This window comes from Azospirillum himalayense, assembly GCF_042657465.1.
In the GTDB taxonomy this organism is placed as follows: Bacteria; Pseudomonadota; Alphaproteobacteria; order Azospirillales; family Azospirillaceae; genus Azospirillum; species Azospirillum himalayense.
Window position 1 is genome coordinate 62,044 of sequence record NZ_JBHSLC010000006.1, and the last position, 20,836, is coordinate 82,879.

At 66.4% G+C, this 20,836-nt stretch carries 16 protein-coding genes; 13 read left to right on the forward strand and 3 right to left on the reverse strand.

Annotation, left to right across the window (positions count from 1 at the left end; genetic code table 11):
• Positions 1–83 precede the first annotated feature (83 nt).
• The 8 genes from ACFPMG_RS04790 to ACFPMG_RS04825 all read left to right on the forward strand — a co-directional run bounded on the left by ACFPMG_RS04790 (position 84) and on the right by ACFPMG_RS04825 (position 10,311).
• Positions 84–1,628 (forward strand): radical SAM/SPASM domain-containing protein, encoded by a 1,545-nt coding sequence (locus ACFPMG_RS04790; protein WP_376994063.1) that lies wholly within the window; start codon positions 84–86, stop codon positions 1,626–1,628.
• Positions 1,532–3,172 (forward strand): B12-binding domain-containing radical SAM protein, encoded by a 1,641-nt coding sequence (locus ACFPMG_RS04795; protein ID WP_376994064.1) that lies wholly within the window; start codon positions 1,532–1,534, stop codon positions 3,170–3,172. The genes ACFPMG_RS04790 and ACFPMG_RS04795 overlap by 97 nt, the downstream gene beginning before the upstream one ends.
• A 22-nt stretch (positions 3,173–3,194) precedes the next feature.
• Complete coding sequence (locus tag ACFPMG_RS04800; protein WP_376994065.1) at positions 3,195–4,355, forward strand: hypothetical protein; 1,161 nt, start codon at positions 3,195–3,197, stop codon at positions 4,353–4,355.
• The gene (locus ACFPMG_RS04805; protein ID WP_376994066.1) at positions 4,352–5,137 is read left to right on the forward strand and encodes a methyltransferase domain-containing protein; all 786 of its coding nucleotides are present in this window, start codon (positions 4,352–4,354) and stop codon (positions 5,135–5,137) included. The genes ACFPMG_RS04800 and ACFPMG_RS04805 overlap by 4 nt, the downstream gene beginning before the upstream one ends.
• 11 nt (positions 5,138–5,148) lie before the next feature.
• The gene (locus tag ACFPMG_RS04810; protein ID WP_376994067.1) at positions 5,149–7,662 is read left to right on the forward strand and encodes a glycosyltransferase; all 2,514 of its coding nucleotides are present in this window, start codon (positions 5,149–5,151) and stop codon (positions 7,660–7,662) included.
• A 105-nt stretch (positions 7,663–7,767) separates the two neighbouring features.
• A complete protein-coding gene (locus ACFPMG_RS04815; protein WP_376994068.1) occupies positions 7,768–9,102 on the forward strand; it encodes a nucleotide sugar dehydrogenase in 1,335 nt (444 codons plus the stop codon).
• 84 nt (positions 9,103–9,186) lie between these two features.
• Complete coding sequence (locus ACFPMG_RS04820; RefSeq protein ID WP_376994069.1) at positions 9,187–9,492, forward strand: acyltransferase family protein; 306 nt, start codon at positions 9,187–9,189, stop codon at positions 9,490–9,492.
• A 6-nt stretch (positions 9,493–9,498) separates the two neighbouring features.
• Complete coding sequence (locus ACFPMG_RS04825; RefSeq protein WP_376994070.1) at positions 9,499–10,311, forward strand: acyltransferase family protein; 813 nt, start codon at positions 9,499–9,501, stop codon at positions 10,309–10,311.
• Between the two features lie 38 nt (positions 10,312–10,349).
• Here ACFPMG_RS04825 and ACFPMG_RS04830 read toward each other — a convergent pair whose 3' ends face one another.
• Together ACFPMG_RS04830 and ACFPMG_RS04835 are read right to left on the reverse strand one after the other, a co-directional pair.
• Positions 10,350–11,216, reverse strand: a complete 867-nt coding sequence (locus ACFPMG_RS04830; RefSeq protein WP_376994071.1) for a glycosyltransferase family 2 protein — start codon at positions 11,214–11,216, stop codon at positions 10,350–10,352.
• A 154-nt stretch (positions 11,217–11,370) separates the two neighbouring features.
• Entirely contained in the window at positions 11,371–12,273 is a 903-nt protein-coding gene (locus ACFPMG_RS04835; protein WP_376994072.1) for a glycosyltransferase family 2 protein, read from the reverse strand.
• 299 nt (positions 12,274–12,572) lie between these two features.
• Between ACFPMG_RS04835 and ACFPMG_RS04840 the strand changes: the two genes are divergently transcribed.
• Positions 12,573–14,258, forward strand: coding sequence for a glycosyltransferase family 4 protein (locus ACFPMG_RS04840; protein ID WP_376994073.1), 1,686 nt, complete (start codon positions 12,573–12,575; stop codon positions 14,256–14,258).
• A gap of 57 nt (positions 14,259–14,315) precedes the next feature.
• On the opposite strand, the gene ACFPMG_RS04845 is transcribed toward ACFPMG_RS04840, so the two are convergent.
• On the reverse strand, positions 14,316–16,613 hold the full coding sequence (locus tag ACFPMG_RS04845; protein ID WP_376994074.1) for an FG-GAP-like repeat-containing protein: 2,298 nt from the start codon (positions 16,611–16,613) through the stop codon (positions 14,316–14,318).
• A gap of 420 nt (positions 16,614–17,033) precedes the next feature.
• Here ACFPMG_RS04845 and ACFPMG_RS04850 point away from each other — a divergent pair, with 420 nt between their 5' ends.
• The 4 genes from ACFPMG_RS04850 to ACFPMG_RS04865 all read left to right on the forward strand — a co-directional run bounded on the left by ACFPMG_RS04850 (position 17,034) and on the right by ACFPMG_RS04865 (position 20,743).
• On the forward strand, positions 17,034–17,849 hold the full coding sequence (locus ACFPMG_RS04850; protein ID WP_376994075.1) for an ABC transporter permease: 816 nt from the start codon (positions 17,034–17,036) through the stop codon (positions 17,847–17,849).
• 4 nt (positions 17,850–17,853) lie between these two features.
• Positions 17,854–18,663, forward strand: a complete 810-nt coding sequence (locus ACFPMG_RS04855; protein WP_376994077.1) for an ABC transporter ATP-binding protein — start codon at positions 17,854–17,856, stop codon at positions 18,661–18,663.
• A 213-nt stretch (positions 18,664–18,876) separates the two neighbouring features.
• Entirely contained in the window at positions 18,877–19,869 is a 993-nt protein-coding gene (locus ACFPMG_RS04860) for an AAA family ATPase (protein ID WP_376994078.1), read from the forward strand.
• Positions 19,859–20,743: a ParB/RepB/Spo0J family partition protein gene (locus tag ACFPMG_RS04865; protein ID WP_376994079.1), complete on the forward strand. Its 885-nt coding sequence runs from the start codon at positions 19,859–19,861 to the stop codon at positions 20,741–20,743. The genes ACFPMG_RS04860 and ACFPMG_RS04865 overlap by 11 nt, the downstream gene beginning before the upstream one ends.
• Positions 20,744–20,836 lie beyond the last annotated feature (93 nt).

Here is a 20,836-nt window from a genome sequence, read left to right on the forward strand (position 1 = left end):
GGAAACCTCATTGAAGGCATGGATATTCGTGTCAGGGTCTATCACTGCCCAGGTTGAATATATTAACAGACAATTAGCACCGGATGTGCATGATTGCGCTACGCTCATGCTTATCTTGGGAGTGCGCAACCGATATGGATCTCATCCTCACCTCCAAGGCCAGTACTTCCGCTGTGCTGCAGGCCCGCTTGGCGGGGCGGGGGTGGCGCGTCCATAAGGTGACTGCGGTCGAGGATGCGGAAACCCGCCGCGCCTGGAACCGCGCGGCGCGGGCCGGCGGGCCTGTCGTGGTGGTGAACTATCCGGTGGAGACCGGTGGCGACGCGGACACGGTGGAGGCCTTCGTCGCTGCGGTGCTGCAGCGGCCCGGAGCCCTCTATTACGCGCCCCGGCCGAACGACTTTCTGTCGGTTGCCGAACCGGCCCTGGCCGGCATGGGGGCGGCCACCCCGCTCGACGGCGGGAACGAAGGTCCCCTGGACCGCTTGCGCAAATCCGCCCGCAAGCTGTTCCGGAGCGCTCCATCCGGCCCTCTCCCCTCCGGTCCGGCCCCCTCCGGTCCGGTTCCGCTGACTCCGCGCGTTCTCGCCGCCTGGGGCCTGTCCTGGGTGCCGTGGCACCCCGCGCCGGCGGCCCTGCGCCGTGACCTGATCGACCGGGTGGAACGCTTTTTTCCGCACCCGCTCAGCCTGCATGTGATCGTTCTCAACAAGTGCAATTTGAAATGCATCATGTGCCCGTATCACTCGCCCGCCTACCGGGCCGGGCACCGGTCGGATTATTTCGATGAATACCGATCGATGACACCGGAGACCTTCGAAAAGATCGCGGAGTATGCGGCGGATCTGGGCGTCACGCTGCAGTTCGGGCAGATCGAAGAGGTTCTGATGCACAAGAAGGCGATCGACTACATCGCCCGGGCAAAGGAGCTGGGGGTTCCCCATGTGCATCTGACCACCAACGGAACGCTTCTGACACCCGAGAAGGCATCAGCCCTGGCCGATAGCGGGATCGATTCGGTCATGTTCAGCGTCGATGCGCTGAACGCCGACACCTACCATTCGATCCGTGGCGACGACCTAGACCGGTTGGAGCGCCATATCCTCGATTTTCTGGCCAAGGCGAAGCCCCGCGGCACCCGCGTCGGCGCGTCCTTCATTCTCCAGCCCCAGAGTCTAGAGGAACGGGACGCCTTCCTGGCGAAATGGCGGAAGACAGGGCTCGATTACATCACCTTCTATGCGCTGAGCCGTCAGGACGTGGCAACGGGGCGTCCCCTCGACCGTGCCGAATTCTACGACAAGGGGGAGCGTTATCCCTGTGCCACGCCCTGGTTCCAATCGGTGGTGTTCCCCGACGGAGAGGTTTCCCTCTGCTGCAAGACGATGAACGACGTCGGGTGGCGGGGGGTCGTGTCCGTCGGAGACCTGAACACGGCGCCCTTGGACGCCATCTGGACGGGAGAACGCTACGCCCTCGTCCGTGACGAACTTCTCGGCAACAGGTTCGAATCCTTCGACGTCTGCAGCGATTGCGAAATCTGGTCCGCCGGGACCATGCTGACCGAGGAAGGGCCCGGATACGTCCGCACTTACAACGAAACCCTGGAAAGTTACACGTTCCGCTGACCACCGGGCTGCTGCCCGACCCATCGCCGTCCCTGGAGACCAATATGCGCGTACCGGATATGGAGAAGCGGCCCGACGTTCTGCTGGTGTATCCGCCGGTGATGTTGGAATTCCAGCCGACCGATCCGCCGTTCGGATGCCTGTATCTGGCCGCCGTCCTCCGCAAGGCCGGCATCCGCGTCGATATCCTCGATCTCAACGCGCTGCGGTGGGACGAGGATGAGGTGCATCTCTTCTTCCGGCAGCACGCGCCGCCGATCGTCGCCTTTTCGGGCATGACGACCGTGTACTACTACATCAAGCGTCTCGCCGCCTTCATCCGGGAACAGTCTCCGGACACCAAGCTGATCGGCGGCGGCAGCTTTGCCACGCCCTGTCCGGAGGACGTGCTGAAGAACACGGTCCTGGACGCGGTCGGGATCGGCGAGGGCGAGGACACCATCGTTCCGTTCGTGACGGCGTTGCTGACCGGCACTCCCCTGGAGACCGTCACCGGAATCGCCTACAAGGCGGAGGACGGGACCGTGCGGCGGACGGGAAACCGGCACAGGATCGGTGAACTCGACAACCTGCCCCTGCCGGCCTACGACTTGGTCGACATGGACCTTTACACTCGCAACACCGGGAAGCGCCCCGCCCTGGCCCGTCTGGCCAAGCGCATGGGAATTCCGCTGGAGGTCATCAGCAATTACTTCATCATGTTCACCGAACGCGGGTGCCCCTTTACCTGCACCTTCTGCTATCGGAATTATGGAAGACAAACCAGCCGACACAGCGTCGATTACGTCATCAACCACATAAAATACGCGAGAGACACATTCGGCGTAAACAACATCGCGTTTTATGATGAGACCTTCAATACGAACAAGAAATGGGTTCTTGAGTTTTGCAAGCGGGTGGCGGAGGAACTGCCGGACTGCTTTTTCTGGGTGGGCGGCGCGCGGGCCGACCGTCTGGACGATTCCATCATGGAGGCGTTCAAGTCCGCCAATTTCTATGAGGTCTCGATCGGCGTGGAGTCCTTCGACGACCGCATCCTCACGGAAATGCAGAAGGGATTCGACGCGGCGACGCTCATCGGCGCCCTCGAACAATTGCAGCGCCACGACCTCGCCCCCTCCGTCCTGGCCATGCTGTACGGTTTCCCCGGCGACGACGAGGAATCCCTCGCCGTCAACGAGGCTTGGCTGCGCCGGCTGAACATTCCGGCCTATTTCCAGTTCCCGCTGCCGTTTCCGGGCACCGGCCTGTACGACGATCTGCTCCGCAAGGGCCGGATCGGGGATGTCGACGCCTACATGGAACGGCTGGGCGACCACATGACCCAGAACCTGTTCATGAACTTGTCCCGTTTCCCCGACGACCAGTTGATCGTCATGGTGCGCGGTCTCGAGAAACGCCATGCCGCCCACATCGCCAGCCTCTCGCCGGACGGCGCCTCGCGGTGGGGCTGGGGCCATCTAACCGAACGCGCCGGCCTGAGCCGGCTGTTCTCCACGATCCGGCAAGGCCTGACGGGGAACGCGTCGCACCGGCCCTCTTGAACGGAAAAGGCCGAGCGGTCCGATGATCCTGCATTCCCATCTTCGGCCTGCCGTCCCGCGCCTGCGGGCGCTGCCCTATCCTTTTCTGGGAGCCCTGGCGATCTCCAGCGACGCGGAGGGGTTCGAGGCCGGATTCTTCCATGCCCTGATGTCCTATCTCAACGGCCGTGGGCGGACGCCGTTCGGGAAGGGGCTTGGCCTGGAGGTGACGACCAGCCTGTTCTTCTACGACCGGACCGGCGCCAGCCTCGCCTATTTCGCCGAACCGCTTCCCGGGGCCGCCCGCGGCCGGGAGGCGGACCGGCTGGACGACTGTCTGCGGGCCGGATGGATCGACACCAATCACGCCTTCGGGGATTTCGAGGGCGGCGGCTTCACGCGGGACCATGCCCTGTACGCCTACGAAGCGCTTGGCAGGCTGGGGGTGAAGCTGCCGGTTTTTACCAACCACGGCAGCGCCGACAACCGGCAGAATGTCGGAACCGATGCCGACTACCATGCCGGCGACCGACCGGGCGATCCGGCCTATCACAGCGATCTGTTCGCAGCCCAGGGCGTCCGGTTCGTATGGACCGACAGCCTGTGCATCGAAACCCCCCGGCCAGATCCGGAGCCGCTTCTGCAGCCGGAGACGCTTCAGGACGGAACGGCCCTTCTCGGGGTCCGGCGCCTGCGGGGAACGGGGCGGCACGCCCCCAATCTGACCTCGCTGACCTCGCAGATCCGGCTGCTGGCCCTGGAGCGGCTCTACGCCGGGCAGGGCGTCGCGGTCCTCTACCAACATCTGGGAGTCTTGCGCCGCGCACCCGACCGTCTGGTTCCAGGCAGCATCGACGAGGTTCTGGCCCGGCCGGAACTGTTCCTGGCGCCTTTTCGTCATCTGGCGCGGGAGCGGGACGAGGGGCGCCTGTGGGTAGCCGGTCTCGCCCGTCTTCTGCGTTACGCGGAGGCGGTATCCAGCGTCCGGCTTTCCGGTGGGCAGGGGATCGGCCGGATTGAACTGCACGATCCGCCGCACGCTGTTCTGGACCCGGCGGGCCTGACCCTCTATATCGACCCATCCCTGCCCGTCGCCGTGCTCCACCATGGCCGGGAACTGCCGATCCGCCACAACGGCCCCGACGAAACCGGTCGCTATTCGGTCACTGTGGCGCAAGATCGCCTGCCGGACATTTGGTCATGAGCGAGACCCGCGACGACGCCACCCTGCATCGCATCCATGCTGCCGGCTGGCCGTTGCCCGGAACCCTGTGGGAGCGCCTGTCCCCGGCGGAGCGTGCGTTCGCCGAGCATGAGCTGTGCGGTCTACGCACCGTTGCCTACTACCGCCGGCGGATCGCCGCCCTCGGTTTCCTCGGGTTCGACACGGTCTTGGATCTTGGCTGCGGCATCGGGCAATGGAGCTGCGTGCTGGCGGAGGGCAACCGGCGGGTGACGGGGGTCGATCCGAACGGCAGCCGTCTCGCCATGGCCCGGACATTGGCCGGGGCGATGGGATTGGACAATTGCGCCCATGCCGCCGCCCGCGCGGAGACGCTTCCCTTGCCGGACGGATCGGTGGACGCGGTCTTCTGCTATGGCGTCTTCATGTTCACGGAGATGCCCGGATGCCTGCGCGAAGCGCATCGCGTCCTTCGCTCCGGCGGTCGCATCTACCTCAACGCCAACAGTTGGGGCTGGTACGCCCATCTGCTGATCGACCGCGGCATCCGGCGGGGCGATTGGGGAATGGCCCGGACCGCGCTTGCAATGACCACGCGCGCCTTTTCCGGGGCGTCCACCCAAATGCTCGTGCGCCGCGATTGGCTGCACGGGCAGGTACGGGCCGCCGGCCTGCGGATACTGGCCAGCGGGCAGGAAGGGGACGTGGTGCTCGATTCGGCCGTCGAACCGCCGGAACCCGCCTATCCCCGGCGCTTCTACGGACTGCCGGCCATTCTGGAACTGGTCGCGGAAAAAGCGTGAAAGAGGCCGCCATGGAGCATACCGGGCTGCGCGTCGCCCTGTGCGGCAACATAGCCAACAACGCTTTCAACATGACCCGGATTCTGCGCGAACGCGGTTGCTTCGCGCAGCTCGTGGACGACGGAAGGGATTTGTTTCCCTTCGCCCGTCCGATCTGGGAGGCGCGGGCTCTCGAGCTGTCCTTCGCCGAGGTCATGGAACATCCCTGGCAGGCGGAGGAATGGCGCCGCCTGGAGGCGCAGGCCGGCTGGGAGCCGGGCGACCTTGTCGCCGAACCGCCGCGCTGCTCCGCGCTGACACGATGGATTCGCCGCGTCGCCGACGGGGGGAAGGCGAACCGGCGTTTGTCCGCCGCCTGCGCCGCCGGACGGTTGTCGCCGGCCGCCGCTGCGCGGCTGCGCCGGTACAGGCGGACCTGCCTGGACACGATCATCTGGATGGAGGGCTTCGACGTCATCGTTGCCTTCGGGTTCCACGCCGCCGTCGCGGCCTTCTTCGCCGACCGCCCGACAATCTACGTGACCTACGGCGGGGACATCCGGGTCCAGCTCAAGGACCCGCAGGAACGCGATCCGGTGCTTGCGGAGGCGTTCGCGTTCCTTCTCGACAGCGACAGGTTCGTCATCGACGCCTACGGGTGCGATCTGGAGATCCACGAGGCGCTCCAGGCCAAGGGCATCGGCCGCAACGTCGCCTACGCCTGTTTGCCGAACGTGAACACCGAACTGCTGCGCCAGCCGCGCGACGGCACCCGGATAAGACGGGAGTTCGGCTGGCCGGAGGACGGGCTGCTGTTCTTCATGGCGTCCCGGGTGGACGAGCGGTGGAAGCGTTCCAGCCTGTTCATCGACGCCTTCGCCGCCTTTGCCGCAGAGCATCCCTCGGCAACCCTGATCGTGACGGGTTGGGGCGCCGATTTCGACGCCACGCGTTCCCGCTTGGCCGGCGATCCGGCCCTGGCCAGTCGTGTCCTGCTGTTGGAGGAGTGCTATTCCAAACCCAGGCTGTTCGATTTGTATGCAGCCGCCGATGTCATCGTCGATCAGTTCGCAGTCGGCTCGCTGGGCAGCGTCAGCTTCGAGGCGCTGTGCATGGGCAAGCCGGTCCTTACCTACCTAGCCCCCTTCAACTTGTTGAGCTACCCGGTGCCGCCGCCGGTCCTGAACGTGCGCACCCGCCGCGACATCCTGCAGCGGTTGAGGGAATGCGCCCGCGATCCAAATCTTCTGCCGGACGCCGGACGGCGGGGAGCCGATTGGTACCGCCTCGTGTACAGCGAGGACAATCTTCTGCGCGCGGTGAACGGCCTCTCCCGGCTGGGGCCGGCGGCATGGAAGGATTACGCGACGGCGGGCGGGCGCACCCTGCCAGCGGCTCCTATACCCGTCCCGGACCATGCCGCAACGGTCACCATTCAGCCTTGGCCCTCATCCTGCCAGGCCGGGTTGGCTCTTCTGGACGCCGGCGCTCCGGGCTCCATGGCGGAACTGGACGCCGCGCTGACGTGGCTGGCGTGTGACGACGCGGGCTCCCGGCTGCCGGTTTCCCTCAGCCTGCCGGTCCGTCCCGTTCGCGTGGGTGCTCCCGGCTATTTTCCGGAGGACGGCGGAGCGACCCCCACCCCTTGGGCCGGGCAACTGGCTTCCCTCGTCCGAAGCGGCGCGATCCAGGCCTTCGACGGGTACAGCGGGACCGGCGGTGACGGGCCGGATAACAGGCCGGAGGGAAATCGGGTGGCGGCATGGCTGGAGCGTCTGGCGGCCGACGGGGCGGTTCCCCCGGTCTGGGCAAACCGCTGGAACGCGCCTTCGGCTTTCGACCTTACCGGGTCATGGGATGACCCAGCCCAGGCCGTGAACCGGAACGGGGCGCAGGCCCACGGCGACCTGCTGGTGCGGAGTGGCGTCCGCTTCTTCTGTCTTGCCGGACACCGCACCGACAGGGTTGGGCTGGGTCCACCCATCAACGAACCGAATGGTCCCGATCCTGTGAAGGCACGTGGGGGGAACGCCATCGTGGTTTCCGACCGGCTGGCGGATGGAACGCTGATCCGGGGCGTCCGTCATCACGGCCTGGGCGTTGCGGAGGATCTCCTGCCACAGCTTCTGGAGCGGGGGGGTGGTGCGGTGGTGCGGGGGCCGATTTTCGGGGATTGGCTTCGGAGCCCTTCCGCTCCGCCTCCGCGATGGCTGGAGAGGGCCGCGGCTCTGGCCCGTTCCGGTTCGCTGTGGGTGCGTCCCTTGGGGGCGTTCCTTCGTTACTGCGAACTGGTGGGCAGCTTGCGTCTGGGCCTGGAGGGCAGCGCGGAGGACGGCATCGTTCTGCGCCTGTACCGGGACACCGGACCGCTCGACGAGGCGGATCTCGCAGGCGTCCACCTCCGGCTGGAGGGAGACTTCGTTCTGCTCGCGGTCGAGCGCCTTGCGGCCGATGGCCGCTGGCAACCGTGCCGGGGCTACCGTCTGCAGCGGGGGAACGCCGGAACCGCCCTGCTGTCTTGGCCGGAACATCTCATGGTGGGTTAGCCGGGCTTGCCTCCTTTTGTTGGCGGGGGCGGGATGAAATTCGGCTATTGAAATGCGGCAGCGCGATTATGGCGTGCGAGCAGAAATGAACTTGGAGAACGTGCAATGGGCAGCGTGAGGGAAGCCGCCTTCGGCCACAATGAAATCGTCGATCACGCACGCCGCATCTCGGTGATCGGACTCGGCTATGTCGGCCTGCCCGTGGCCGTCGCGTTCGGTCGGTCGGGTGTTCCCGTGGTCGCCTTCGACATCGACGCGCGCCGCATCGCGGCGCTGCGGGACGGGCACGACCACACGGGCGAGGTTCCGGACGCGGACCTGGCGGAGGCCCGCCTGCACCTGACCGACGACCCGGCGGATCTGGCGCAGGCCGACTTCCACATCGTCACCGTGCCGACCCCCATCGACGACGCCAAGCGCCCCGACCTGCGCCCGCTGCTGGCCGCCAGCCGCACCGTCGGGCGGCATCTGAAGCGCGGCGACGTGGTGGTTTACGAATCCACCGTCTATCCCGGCGCCACGGAAATGGACTGCGTGCCGGTGCTGGAAGCCGAATCGGGCCTGACCTACGGGCGGGACTTCACCGTCGGCTATTCGCCGGAGCGCATCAACCCCGGCGACAAGGAGCACCGGTTCGAGACGATCACCAAGGTCGTCTCCGGCTCCGACCCGGCGACGCGGGAACTCGTCGCCGCGGTCTACGGCAGCGTGGTGAAGGCCGGCGTGCACGAGGCCGCCTCCATCGCCGTGGCGGAGGCGGCCAAGGTGATCGAGAACACGCAGCGCGACGTCAACATCGCGCTCATGAACGAACTGGCGGTGATCTTCCACCGCCTGGGCATCGACACCCGCGACGTGCTGGCCGCCGCCGGTACCAAGTGGAATTTCCTGAAGTTCCAGCCGGGTCTGGTCGGCGGCCACTGCATCGGCGTGGACCCCTACTACCTGACCCACCGGGCCGAACAGCTGGGCCACAACCCGGAGGTCATCCTGGCCGGCCGTCGCATCAACGACACCATGGGCCAGTATGTGGCGCAGGAGACGGTGAAGCGGCTTCTGCGCAGCCGGGCGGCCCGGCCCGGCCCGCTGCGCGCCACAGTGCTGGGCCTGACCTTCAAGGAGGACGTGCCCGACATCCGCAACACCCGTGTCGTCGACATCGTGAACGAACTGCGCAGTTTTGGAGTGGAGGTCGCCGTGCATGACCCGCTCGCCGCGGCGGACGAGGTCGCGCACGAATACGGTCTCACGCTGACTCCGCGCGCGGCGCTGCCACCGGCCGACGTCGTGGTCCTGGCGGTGCCCCACGCCGCCTATCGGACCGAGGGCTGGGAGCTGGTGACCGGCCTGTTGAAGGACGGGCGCGGTCTCGTCATGGACGTCAAGGGTCTGCTCGACCGCGGGCGCCGGCCCTCTGGCGTGGATCTCTGGCGTCTGTAGGGCCAGTAGCCGGGAATCGGCCCGCGGGAAGCGTCCTGCGGGGCGTGGAACGTATAGATCGCGAGCCGGCGGTGGGGAGGCGACATGGGTGTTCTCAGGTTTCTGTTGGCGCTTGCCGTGGTGTTCGCCCACACCGCGCCACCGTTCGGCCTGAGAATGACGTTCGGCACGAATTCCGTGCAGGCTTTCTACATCGTGTCCGGATTTCTAATAACTCTGGTTCTCAACAAGAAATACGATCAGAGCCGAGCTTTTTATGAAGCAAGATTTTTTCGGATATTCCCAACTTATTGGGTTTTTCTTCTAATGGAAATATCCATTCAGCTGGCGCAGTTGGCTGGTGCTCCATTGCAATCCATGATGACATTGAGTTTTTTTCAGCAAAATTAGGATGTGATGCAGCCGATCACAAAGATTTACTTGGCTTTCTCGAACATTTTTTTGTTCGGGCAGGACGCAACCCTGTTTGTTGGCATGGACGCGGATGGCGCGCTGTATTTCACGCCCAATTTCCGCAATGAGCCGCACCAAGTCTACCATTACCTTTTCGTGCAGCAGGCTTGGTCCTTGCCTCTGGAATTGGCGTTCTACCTGATCGCGCCATTCTGCGTGCGCCGGGTTCCGGTCGTTCTGGCGCTGCTGGGCGCGAGCCTGGTGGCTCGGGCTTGGCTCTATCAGCAGGGGTTTAGCAACGATCCCTGGACTTATCGCTTCTTTCCCATCGAGATTGGGACCTTTCTTCTCGGCAGCCTGTCGTGCCACCTCTATCTGGCCTTCGAGCGCCGGACGGTCCCGACGGGCGTTGCCGCCATCGCCGTCGCCACGGTCTGGCTTGCAACAATCCTGTTCCAATTCCTGCCGCAGTCCTCCTCCGTCACCAGCTTGTTCACCGACGGAGAGCTGATGTATTATTCCATCCTTGTCCTGATGATTCCCATCCTTTTCAAGGCGACGAGCCGGAGCCGCGTGGACCGTTTCCTTGGCGAACTGTCATTTCCGATATATCTCGGCCATTTCATCGCCAAGAACCAGACAGGGATGCTTGTGGGCTGGCTGTCTCTGCCGGACGATCCTTCATCCCAGGCGATTTGCACGGCGTTGATGACCATCGCCCTGGCGGTCGTCGTCGTCGTCCTGATCGAATCCCCCCTTGAGCGATGGCGGGCACGCCGGATTTCCCGGCATTCCGGCGTGGCGGTCATGGCCTGAGATTTGAGGGCCCGAAGCGTTTGAGGTCCAGCCCCGCGTCAGCGCGTCCGGACGGTGGCGCGGGCCAGAAAACGGGCGGCGCGGCGCGGCGACAGGCCGAAGGCGCGGGCCATGTGGGCGAAGGCGCCGGAGTAGAGCTGTTCGTGCACCGCGGCGACCGCCTGCTCAATGGCCAGGCTGGCCTGGAAACGCCGGAGCCCGGCCGGGCCGGCGACGCGCAGGACGCGATCGGCGTGCAGCGCCTGCAGCCGGTCGATGGCGGCGGCGACCGCCTCCGACCGAGCCGGTGTGCTGACATGGACGACGGCGCCCAGAACCGGGACGCAATCGAAGGTGAAGCGCTCCATGAAGCGCAGCAGCCAGTCCCAATCCTCCAACCGAGGCAGTGACTCGTCCAGCGGGCCGACCATGGTGAAGCAGTCGCGGCGCACCATCAGGGTGGAACCGGGGGAAACGTAGCAGCCGTCGAGGATCGTCTCGAACCAGGACCCGTCGGCACGCGGCCACCGCTCGCTGGTCTGCCCGGTCCGTTCCCGGTGCAGGACGAAGCCGGTGCACAGCGCGTCGGGCGCGTTGGGCGCATCCACGGCGGCGACCTGGGCGGACAGCTTGCCGGGAAGCCATTCGTCGTCGGAGTCCAGGAAGGCGATGAAGCGCCCTCGCGCCGCCTCCACCCCGCTGTTGCGTGCGGCCGCCGCACCGCGGTTGGTGGCATGCCGCAGAACCCGGATGCGCGCGTCGCCGTAGGATGCGGGGATGGCGTCGCTCTGGTCGGTGGAGCCGTCATCCACCACAATCAGTTCCCACGCGTCGAAGTCCTGGGCCTTTACGCTGTCGATGGCGCGGTGCAACGTGTGGGCCCGGTTGAAAACCGGTATGACGACGCTGACCAGGGGCTCTTCCATCGTTCGTCTCGTTTGTGGCGCAAAATGCGGCCCGATGCCGTGCGCACCATACGGCAGCGGACCGGGGGACGGAAAGGGCCGGCGCGCAAATTTGTTGGTCCAATGTCCGGTCCGCCGGCCTCGGCGGCCATGCCGCGGCCGTTGCGGGGCGGCCTCAGGACCGCTCGCCCCGCGTCCGCATGTGCCACGCCAAGTGGTTCAGGAATTCCATCGGCCAGCCGGGGGCCTTCGCAAAGGCGTCACGTGTCAGTTCGGCCATACGTCCGCTCGCCGCGGGAGTGCCGCGCAGGCTCAACAGCTCGTACCCCACCGCCCATCCATGCCACCGTTTGTAGAAGGCGTGTTCCTCCGGCGTTGTCGCGGCGGCCAGACGGTGGCGTGCCAGCCGCACCGCCTCGTGCAGGCAGTGAGGATTGATCTGGTCGCTGAAGGTCAACGATCCGGCATGGGCGCCGTAAGCGTAGACCACCGGCTCGATCACCGCGGTCCGCAGGCCCGACAGCAAACATCGCGCCAGAAAGTCGCGGTCCGCCAGGATCGGGAACTCCGCGTCGAACAGGCCCACCCGGTTGAACAGCTGGCGCCGAAAGAACCGTCCGTTCAGCAGGATCAGGCCGGACATCACATCCTGGGGGCGCAGAGCCTTCATCGCAGGACTGTTGAAGACCGCGGAGGCCGGCGTGGACAGCGGGGAGCCGGCCGGGCGGACCTCGCATCCGCCGCATACGGAATCGGCCAGGGGATGGCGGGCGAAGCCGTCCCGCACGGCGGCCAAGGCCCCGGGCAGAAGCTGGTCGTCGGTGTTGAGCAGTCCGATCACGTCCCCGGACGCCGCCCGCAGTCCCTTGTTGATCGCGTCGTAGAGGTTTCTGTCTTGTTCGACGATCAGAGTGGTCTTCGGATAATCGCGGCGCACCATGTCGATGGTGCCATCGGTCGATCCGCCATCGACAATGATATGTTCGACCTTGTCGATCTCCTGACCGGCCAGACTTTCCAGTGCATTTCGAATATAATCGTGGCGGTTGAGAGACGGCGTGACAATGGTTATCAGCATTTTGCCCGTTCTTCTTCGAACACGGTTTTTGCACTTTTCTTTGTGAAGAACGGATCGGCATCGTACGGATTGCCGGGATCTCGCCCGGTTGCCCTGGCAAAGGGCGGCGGCGCAAAAACCGTCGCAAGGCTAGCAAGAGTTCGATGCGGAAGGAAGACCGGACGCGGTTCGATGGGCGCTGTCCAAACGATCTATTTCGGTTGGTCCGCCTTTCCAGTCCGCCTCGGTTGAACCAAAGGAGGTGCCCGGCTACTCTCCCTTTCGCCATGCGCCGCCTCTTTTCTGAAAGTATGGAACCCGTGCCGAACGCTGCCATCTATTTCCATCCCGAAGGCTATGTGACCGCGCGCAAGGACCTGAAGGGGCGCCATGTGGCGGGGGAATCCTTCCTTGGCGGCTTCTTCCGGCATTCCGGCGTTGCGGAGTTCGTCTGCCATGCCGACAGTCCGGCCCTGGCGGCGATGTTCATGGAGATGGCCGAGCGGTTCGCTCCGGGGCGGCCGGCCAAGCTCATCCCGACGGCGCAGATCGAGCGGCTGGGCGAGGTGGGCTGCCTGTTCCTGCCCGGCCCCGGCATCGAGACCTTTGCCTGGCAGCGCCGGCGGGTTGGACAGAAAGCATACAGCCTGTGCGGCATCACCCACACCACGTCGGAATCACCGCAGCTCTTCGGCTCCTGGGTGACCGCCCCGGTGCAACCATGGGATGCCGTCATCTGCACCTCCTGGGCGGCCCGCTCGTCGGTCGAGGCGATCGTCCGCCCCTACGCGGAGTACCTGCGGGACCGGCTCGGTGCCACCATTCTGCCTTTGCCGCACCTGCCGGTGATCCCGCTGGGGATCGACACCGACGCTTTCCGCTTCGACGAGGCGACCCGGCAGGCTGAGCGCCTGCGGCTCGGCATCGCCGGCAACGACGTGGCGGTGCTGTTCCTCGGACGCCTCAGTTTCCACGCCAAGGCCCACCCGACCGCGATGTATCTGGCCCTGCAGCGCGTGGCCGAGCGCACCGGGCGGCGGATACACCTGATCCAGGCGGGCTGGTTCGGCAACGAGGCCATCGCCGAAGCCTTTCAGCAAGGCGCAAGGCGTTATTGCCCCGACGTCAACGTGGTCTTCCTCGACGGGCGCCTGCCCGAGGTGCGGTCCCGCGTCTGGGCCGCCGCCGACCTTTTCACCTCGCTGGTCGACAACGTGCAGGAAACCTTCGGCATCACGCCGGTCGAGGCGATGGCCGCCGGCCTGCCCGGCGTGATCACCGACTGGAACGGATACCGTGAGACGGTGCGTCATGGCATCGACGGCTTCCGTGTGCCGACCCTGCTGCCGCCGCCGGGAGCCGGCGTCGATCTTGCCGAGCGCTACGCTTCCGGGCTCGACACCTACGACTATTACGTCGGGCGCGTGTCGCAGGTCACCGCCGTGGACATCGACGCGGCGGCGACCGCCTACGAACGCCTGGTGAGCGACGCCGGCTTGCGCCGACGCATGGGCGAGGCGGCCCGCGCGTACGCCATCGCGACCTTCGACTGGCGCGTCATCATTCCCCGCTATCTGGAGCTTTGGCAGCAGCTTGCCGAGATCCGTGGCCAAGTGGACGAGAGCGCACCCTGGGCCGGCGCCGCAGGGTCGGGCGGCGCCTTCCAGGCCGGCCCCAACCCGCTGCGGCCGGACCCGCTCGCCATGTTCGCGTCCTATCCGACGGCGATGCTGTCCGGTGGGATGCGCCTCGTCCGTGCCGGGCACGCCTCGATGGAGGCGCTCGCCGCGCTGCACGCGGACCCGCTGAACTCCCCGGTCCAAGGCGTTCTGTCGCCACCGGAAGACCTGGCTCTGGCGATGGACGCCTTCGCCCCGCCGCTCGGCCTCACCGTGGCGGCGGTGGTCGCACAGGTGCCGGAGGACCGCCAGCTGCGGCTGGTGCGCAGCTTGGTCCATCTGCTGAAGGTCGGCCTGCTGCGGATGGCGGAGCCGCTTTCGCTCTGACCCGGCCCGGACACCGGCGGCGTGGGGCCGCCGGACAATCCGGACCTCCCCGTGGCGTCACCCCACCCCGGTGAGCGTGCCGGCCTGGTGGATCGGTTGCCAGCCGCCGGCGTTGGAGATCAGCATGGGGGTCACGGCCACGGTGCCGGCGCCGGCCGTCGTCTTCCACAAGGCCACCGTGTCGTCGACGGTGTTGCGCCACAGGATGTCGTCGGTGCCGTCGCCGTTCAGGTCGCCCGTCCCTTCCACCGCCCACGAATTCGGGATGCTGTCGAGCACCTGCGCCCCGGCGAGCGCAAAGCCGTCCATCCGCCAGATGCCCACCTGCCCCGCGTCGCGATTGCGCCATAGGAGATCGGCCTTGCCGTCGCCGTCCATGTCTCCGAATCCGGACAGTTCCCATGTCGGCCCGGTCTGGGCCTGGGTCAGGCCGGCCGCGGCGATCTGGGTCCCGTTCATCCGCCACAGGCCGGTGGCGGCGGTCTGGCTGTTGCGCCACAGGATGTCGGCCTTGCCGTCGCCGTCGACGTCGCCGGTGCCGGCGGCAACCCAGGCGAGGTCGATCCGGCCGAAGGCGGCGGCGCTGCGGATTTGCCCTTGGTCCATTTGCCACATGCCGACGTCGCCGGTCTGGCTGTCGCGCCAGAGCAGGTCGGTGCGGTCGTCGCCGTCGAAGTCGCCGGCGGCGATCGGCACCCAACGGGGGTCGAGGCCGGTGGCGACCAGGGCGCTGCTCTTCACGGCGGTCCCGTTCATCAGCCAGACGCCGACATCGCCGGTCGCGGCGCTGCGGTAGGCGAGGTCGGTGCGCCCATCACCGTCGAAGTCGCCGGTCGCCTGCACCTGCCAGTCCGCTCCCGGTGTCGGAGAGATTGCGCCTCCGCCGGCGGCGAGCGCGCCGCTGCTCATCCGCCAGATGCCCAACTGGTTGGTCGCCGGGTTGCGCATCAGCACGTCCGCGGTGAAGTCGCCGTCGAAGTCGGTGTTGAGGGCGGGCCGGTGCAGGGCCTGGGCGCCGATGGCCTGCGTCGCGCCGGAGGCGAAACGGATCTGCTCGATGTTGGCGACCGTGTCCAGCCCGTCGTTGCTGCTCACCCGGAAGCGGCCGGAGGCAAGCGCCAGAACCCGCACGCCGTCGGGCGCGGTGTCCAGGACCAGCGTGTCGGTGCCCGGACCCCCATCGATCGTGTCGTCCCCTGCCCCGCCCGCGAGCATGTCGTCGCCGGCGCCGCCGGACAGGCTGTTGGCGACGTCGTTGCCGGTGATGGTGTCGTTGCCGGCCCCGCCCAGAGCGTTCTCGATGGTGACGCCCGCCGCGATCGCCAGATTGTCGCGGCCGTCATAGGTCGAATCCGGCGCCTGTGTCGCCCAGGAGGGCAGGCCGATCCGGCGGTCGGCCGCGGTCACCCGCAAGCCGATCGAGCTGAAGGCGCCCGGTCGCAGGTCGATGACGTTTCCCAGCGTCTGGTTGGAGGCATCGATGCTGTCCATGCCGCCACCGTCCCAGATGGTTTCCAGGAAGGCTTCGGCCGGCTGCCAGGAATAGGTATCGTTGCCCGCCCGCGCGGAGGTGTTGGCCCCGTACAGATACTGGAGCGCCGCGATGTCGTAGAGCATCGGCGTGCGCGGCGACACCGATTGAATGGTCCACTGGTAGCTCGACGCGCTGCCGGTCACGACCGTGATCCCGCTGTTGCTCGCCGGGGTGTAGGACATCACGGAGTAGCGGTAGTTGTCCTGCGCCGCCGGCAACGTGACCGGTTCCTCGAAGCTGTGCTTCAGGCCGAGCGCGTGGCCGATCTCGTGCAGCATTGTCAGATAACCGTACCCGCCCGGCGTCTGGTCGAGGTTCGTCGCGCTGGTGCCGAGCCAGATGTCTCCCGCCAGGGCGGATGGAGTGACCGAGGTGATGGTCGGTGCGCTGCTGAGGGAGGAGCTGTAGTAGTAGGTGAAGCCTGGGAAATAGGCGTAGCCGCCGATCCCGGACATCTGCGCGGTGCCGAAGCGGACCAGCCCGCCGGCTCCGCTGTCGTCGACCTCGGTGAAGGTCAGGTTGGCATAGCCGGCGTACAAGGCCAGGGCGGCCCGCGCTGCGGTGCGCTGGGCCTCGGTGAACGCCGTGAAGCCGGTGGGCCGGGTCACGCCCGGCGTTGTGGTGTAGTAGCCTGGCACCGTGGTCATGAAGCTGTAGCTGACCGCCGCCGCCATGCCGAGGCCGCCAGGAGCGTCGACCGCCGTGCCGACCGCCTGCGTGAAGTTCCAGCGGGCCGTGTCGCCGCTTTCGGCGAGGCCGAGCAGGGCGTCGATGGTGCTGCTGCCGCTGGTCGTGAAGGCTGCCGCGATGGGCCCAGCCATGACCCGGATTCCGGGGGCATGGGGCTCCGCGAGCGGAAGGCTGCCCTCCCCGACGCCGGCCATGGCCTGGCGAAGCAGGGCATCGCGAAATTGTGATGTCGACGCCGTCATCCCGCATATCCCCCCAAGCGGCCAATCCCCGCAGTCTGAGCGAGACTCTCTAACAAATACATGTGCGCATCAGGATGCGTCAGCCTGAAGCAGGCTTGGTTTCCCGTGCGGGGCCTATGACATGGAAGGTTGCGCCTATCCGGTTCGAAAGGTTTCCGTTGAAGGCAGCCGTTGCGGCTGGCAATGTCCCCGCCGGCTCAAGGCTGGCCGGATCGGCCCTTCGACGGGCATTCCGCAGCCCGGCCTTCGTTTCGGCCGCCGGCGGGGTTTTGCCCGTGGCCACCGGTGAGGCATGCGATAGGCGTTGGGATGACCGTTGTTTTTGATTCCAGCGACCGGAGCGAGGTCGCGCGGGCGCGTCAGGACTTGGTGGAGGGAGCGCAGCGCTGGGCTCTGTGGAGCAAGCTCGGCTGGCAGGACATCCGCAAGCGCTACCGGCGTTCCGTTCTCGGCCCCTTCTGGCTGACGCTCAGCATGGCGATCCAGGTGGCATGTCTGGGGCTGATCTACGGAACGCTGTTCAAGATCGAGTTGGACGGTTACCTGCCCTTCCTGGCCATCGGGCTGGCGACCTGGACCTTCATCGCCTCCACCCTCAACGAAGGCTGCGCGACCTTCATCGAGTTGGAGCCGCTGATCAAGAACGTGCGCATTCCGATGTCGGTGCACATTCTGCGCATCCTCTGGCGCAACCTGATCATCTACTGCCACAACATCGTTATCTTTGTCGGAGTGGCCATCGTCTTCGGCATCTGGCCGGGGGCCACCGCCTTGCTGGCGGTGGGGGGGCTGGCGCTGCTCCTGATCAACGCCTTCTGGATCATGCTGCTGCTCGGTATGATCTGCACCCGGTTCCGCGACGTGCCGCCAATCATCGGCAGCCTGATCCAGCTTCTGTTTTTCGTGACCCCGGTCATGTGGAAGCCGGAGTTGCTGGGCGAGCGGCGCTTTCTGATGGTGCTGAACCCGATCCACCATCTGCTTGAACTCGTCCGTGCGCCGCTGCTCGGCATTGCGCCCGGCTGGGAAAACTGGATGGTCGCCATCCTTGTCGCGGTGGCCGGCTGGTCCTTCACCTTCGCCTGCTTCGCGCGGTTCCGCAAACGCATCGCCTACTGGCTCTGATCCCATGGCTTCCATCCGGCTCGACGACGTCTCGGTCAATTTCGTCCTCTATCAGGGCAGCGGACGCTCCTTGAAGAAGACGCTTTTGCATTCCTCCACCAGCGGTGCCCTGAAGCACGACGCCCACCATCGTATCACCGTGAAGGCGCTGAACGGCGTTTCGCTGCGGCTGGAGCATGGCGACCGGCTCGGCCTGATCGGGGGCAACGGCGCCGGCAAGACGACCTTCCTTCGCACGTTGGCCGGTGTCTACGAGCCGACCGCCGGACGCATTCGCGTGGAAGGGCGGGTGACGCCGCTGTTCGACATCGGGCTCGGGCTCGATCCCGACGCCACGGGTTACGACAACATCCGGATGCGCGCGGCCTATTTCGGCATCGACAGCGACGAGATCGAGCGGAAGATGGAGGACATCGCCGCTTTCACGGAGCTGGGCGACTATCTATCCCTGCCGGTGCGCACCTATTCGGCGGGCATGACGCTGCGGCTGGCCTTCGCCGCGGCGACCGCCGTCGATCCGGAGATCCTGTTGATGGACGAGTGGATCGCCGTCAGCGACGTGCAGTTCCTGGAAAAGGCGCAGCGCCGGGCCGAGGGGTTCGTCAACCGTTCCAGCATCATGGTCGTTGCCTCCCATATGGAGGAGGTGCTGCGGCGCCTGTGCAACAAGATCCTCTGGCTCGATCATGGCACCATCGTCCGGATGGGGCCGGTGGACGAGGTGCTGGCCGCCTACCGGGCAACGCTCGGCGATGTCGCCCTGAAGACCGCCCCGGCTCCGGCTCCGGAGCCTGCGGCCGCCCCGCAGCCGTAACAGCCTTCCAAGGCGGTCCAACCCGAACAGGCCCTTTCCTCCGACATCGGGGGAAAGGGCTTTTTTGCGTCCGGCGACGCTCCGCCGCCGCTGTTGATGCCCCATGTTGATGCACCGCCGGGGACCATCAACCTTGACCGATTCGGACGGTCATCGTATCGGTTGAACACGGCAAGCGCATTCGCTGTGGAGGTTGACGTGCGTGGCGAAGACATGAGGCTCCTGCGTGAGGAGCGCAAACTTTCACAGCCGGATTTCGCGGCTTGGCTGAACGAGCGGCTGGGGCGGCGCTATGACCGCTCCAAGATTTCCCGCTGGGAAAGCAACAGCGAGAAGATCCCCGACGCGGTCGTCCGCTTCCTGCTGAAGGAAACGGCGGTCGTGGATGGCCGGCACGGCCCGGCGCTGGTCGTCTGCCTCGCCAACCAGAAGGGCGGCGTCGGCAAGACCACCTGCACGGTGAACACCGCCAGCATCCTGGCCCGCGAAGGCTACAGGGTCCTGATCATCGACGCGGACCCGCAGGCGAACGCCACCGCCCACCTGGGCATCGACCTGATCGAGTACGAGGAGGGGCGGCGCAGATCGCTGGCCCATGTGCTGCGCGAAGAGGTCGCCATCGAGGACATCACCGTAGCGGTCGGCGACACCGGCCTGGAGATCGCCCCGTCCAGCATCGAGCTGGCCTCGGTCGAGGTGGAGCTGACCGCCGACGCGAGCGGCCCGATGGCGCTTCGCGAGCGGTTGCAGGAGGCCCGGCAGGCCTACGACTTCATCTTCATCGACTGCCCGCCGAACCTCGGCCAGTGCACGGCCAACGGGCTGGTGGCGTCGGACATCATCGTGATCCCTTGCCAGACCGAATATCTGTCCTCCATCGGCGTGAACCACCTGCTGAAGACGATCAACAAGCTGAAGCGGCGCTGCCATCCCAGCCTTGCCGTGCTGGGCATCCTGCCGACCATGCACAACGCCCGCCTGAACCAGCACCAAGTGACGTTGGAGCAACTGCACACGGCGCTCGGCAGCACGTTGCGCATCTTCCCGCCGGTGCCGCGGGCGACGATCTATGGCGACGCGGCGCTCGCCGGCCGTGCCGCACTGGAGGCGGTTCCGGACGCACCGGGCGCCTCCTCCTACCGGGCGCTCGCCGACGCCATCGCCGCGGAACGCCGCAAGCGCGTGGAGGTGGCCAATGTCGCGTAAGCTCGGGACCGGGAACCTCGCCCGGCTGAACGCCATGAGCCGCGGCGCGCTCGCGGTCTTCGCCGAGCCGGAACAGGGTGTCCGGCTCGTCTACCCTGACGTCGACTGGATCGAGGCCAACCCCGACCAGCCGCGCCGCCGCTTCGACGCGGCGGAGCTGGAGGCGTTGACGGAGTCCATTCGCAAGTATGGTCTGCAACAGCCGATCGGCGTGCGCGAGCTGGGGCCGAGCCGCTTCCAGCTGGTCTTCGGTGAGCGGCGCCTGCGCGCGGTTCGCGCGCTCGGTCAGCAGACGGTTCCCTGCATCCTGGTGCCCGACGGCATCGACACGGCCGAGGTTGCGGTCGTCGAGAATGTGCTGCGCGCCGACCTGACCCCCTTCGAAGAGGCGGACGCCTTCGTGGCGCTCGTGGAGAAGCACGGCTACTCGCACGCCGATCTCGGCCAGATCATGGGGCGCGACCGGGCCGAGATCACCCGGACCATCGCGCTGACCAAGGTCAGCGCCGCGGTGCGCGAGCGGTACGAGGCGTCGCCGAAGAAGGTCGCACGCTACAAGCTGTATCAGATCGCCGCCATCGACGATCCGGACGGACAGATGCGCCTTTGGGATGCGCTGGTCAGCGAACCGCTCCTGCCTGTGGCCTCCGGCGATCCGTCGGCGGACGACCGCGGGCGCGACGTGCCGGCCCGCAGGGGCGAGCCGGAGGTCCTGCTGAGCGCCTTCAGCCTGCGCGTCTCGCGCAACATCCTGCGCACACGGGAAGCCCTGCAGGCCTTCCAGGAAAAGCCCAAGCGCCTGGAAGACGTTGACCGCGATGTTCTGCGTGACCTGCGTTCCGCCATCGACGCCATCCTCGACGATCCGGCCTGATGGAGGGCGGTGAGAATTCTCACCGCCTTTTCCATTTCCATGGGCGATCGGGGAGCGGCCATATGGCCTCCCTTCTGGCCGTGGTGAGAATTC

Bases quoted from the DNA above. Each gene is read 5' to 3' on its own strand.
- ACFPMG_RS04790 (WP_376994063.1), top strand. From the start codon at position 84: ATGTGCATGATTGCGCTACGCTCATGCTTATCTTGGGAGTGCGCAACC.
- ACFPMG_RS04800 (WP_376994065.1), top strand. From the start codon at position 3,195: ATGATCCTGCATTCCCATCTTCGGCCTGCCGTCCCGCGCCTGCGGGCG.
- ACFPMG_RS04805 (WP_376994066.1), top strand. From the start codon at position 4,352: ATGAGCGAGACCCGCGACGACGCCACCCTGCATCGCATCCATGCTGCC.
- ACFPMG_RS04810 (WP_376994067.1), top strand. From the start codon at position 5,149: ATGGAGCATACCGGGCTGCGCGTCGCCCTGTGCGGCAACATAGCCAAC.
- ACFPMG_RS04815 (WP_376994068.1), top strand. From the start codon at position 7,768: ATGGGCAGCGTGAGGGAAGCCGCCTTCGGCCACAATGAAATCGTCGAT.
- ACFPMG_RS04820 (WP_376994069.1), top strand. From the start codon at position 9,187: ATGGGTGTTCTCAGGTTTCTGTTGGCGCTTGCCGTGGTGTTCGCCCAC.
- ACFPMG_RS04825 (WP_376994070.1), top strand. From the start codon at position 9,499: ATGCAGCCGATCACAAAGATTTACTTGGCTTTCTCGAACATTTTTTTG.
- ACFPMG_RS04830 (WP_376994071.1), bottom strand. From the start codon at position 11,216: ATGGAAGAGCCCCTGGTCAGCGTCGTCATACCGGTTTTCAACCGGGCC.
- ACFPMG_RS04835 (WP_376994072.1), bottom strand. From the start codon at position 12,273: ATGCTGATAACCATTGTCACGCCGTCTCTCAACCGCCACGATTATATT.
- ACFPMG_RS04845 (WP_376994074.1), bottom strand. From the start codon at position 16,613: ATGGCTGGGCCCATCGCGGCAGCCTTCACGACCAGCGGCAGCAGCACC.
- ACFPMG_RS04850 (WP_376994075.1), top strand. From the start codon at position 17,034: ATGACCGTTGTTTTTGATTCCAGCGACCGGAGCGAGGTCGCGCGGGCG.
- ACFPMG_RS04855 (WP_376994077.1), top strand. From the start codon at position 17,854: ATGGCTTCCATCCGGCTCGACGACGTCTCGGTCAATTTCGTCCTCTAT.
- ACFPMG_RS04860 (WP_376994078.1), top strand. From the start codon at position 18,877: ATGAGGCTCCTGCGTGAGGAGCGCAAACTTTCACAGCCGGATTTCGCG.
- ACFPMG_RS04865 (WP_376994079.1), top strand. From the start codon at position 19,859: ATGTCGCGTAAGCTCGGGACCGGGAACCTCGCCCGGCTGAACGCCATG.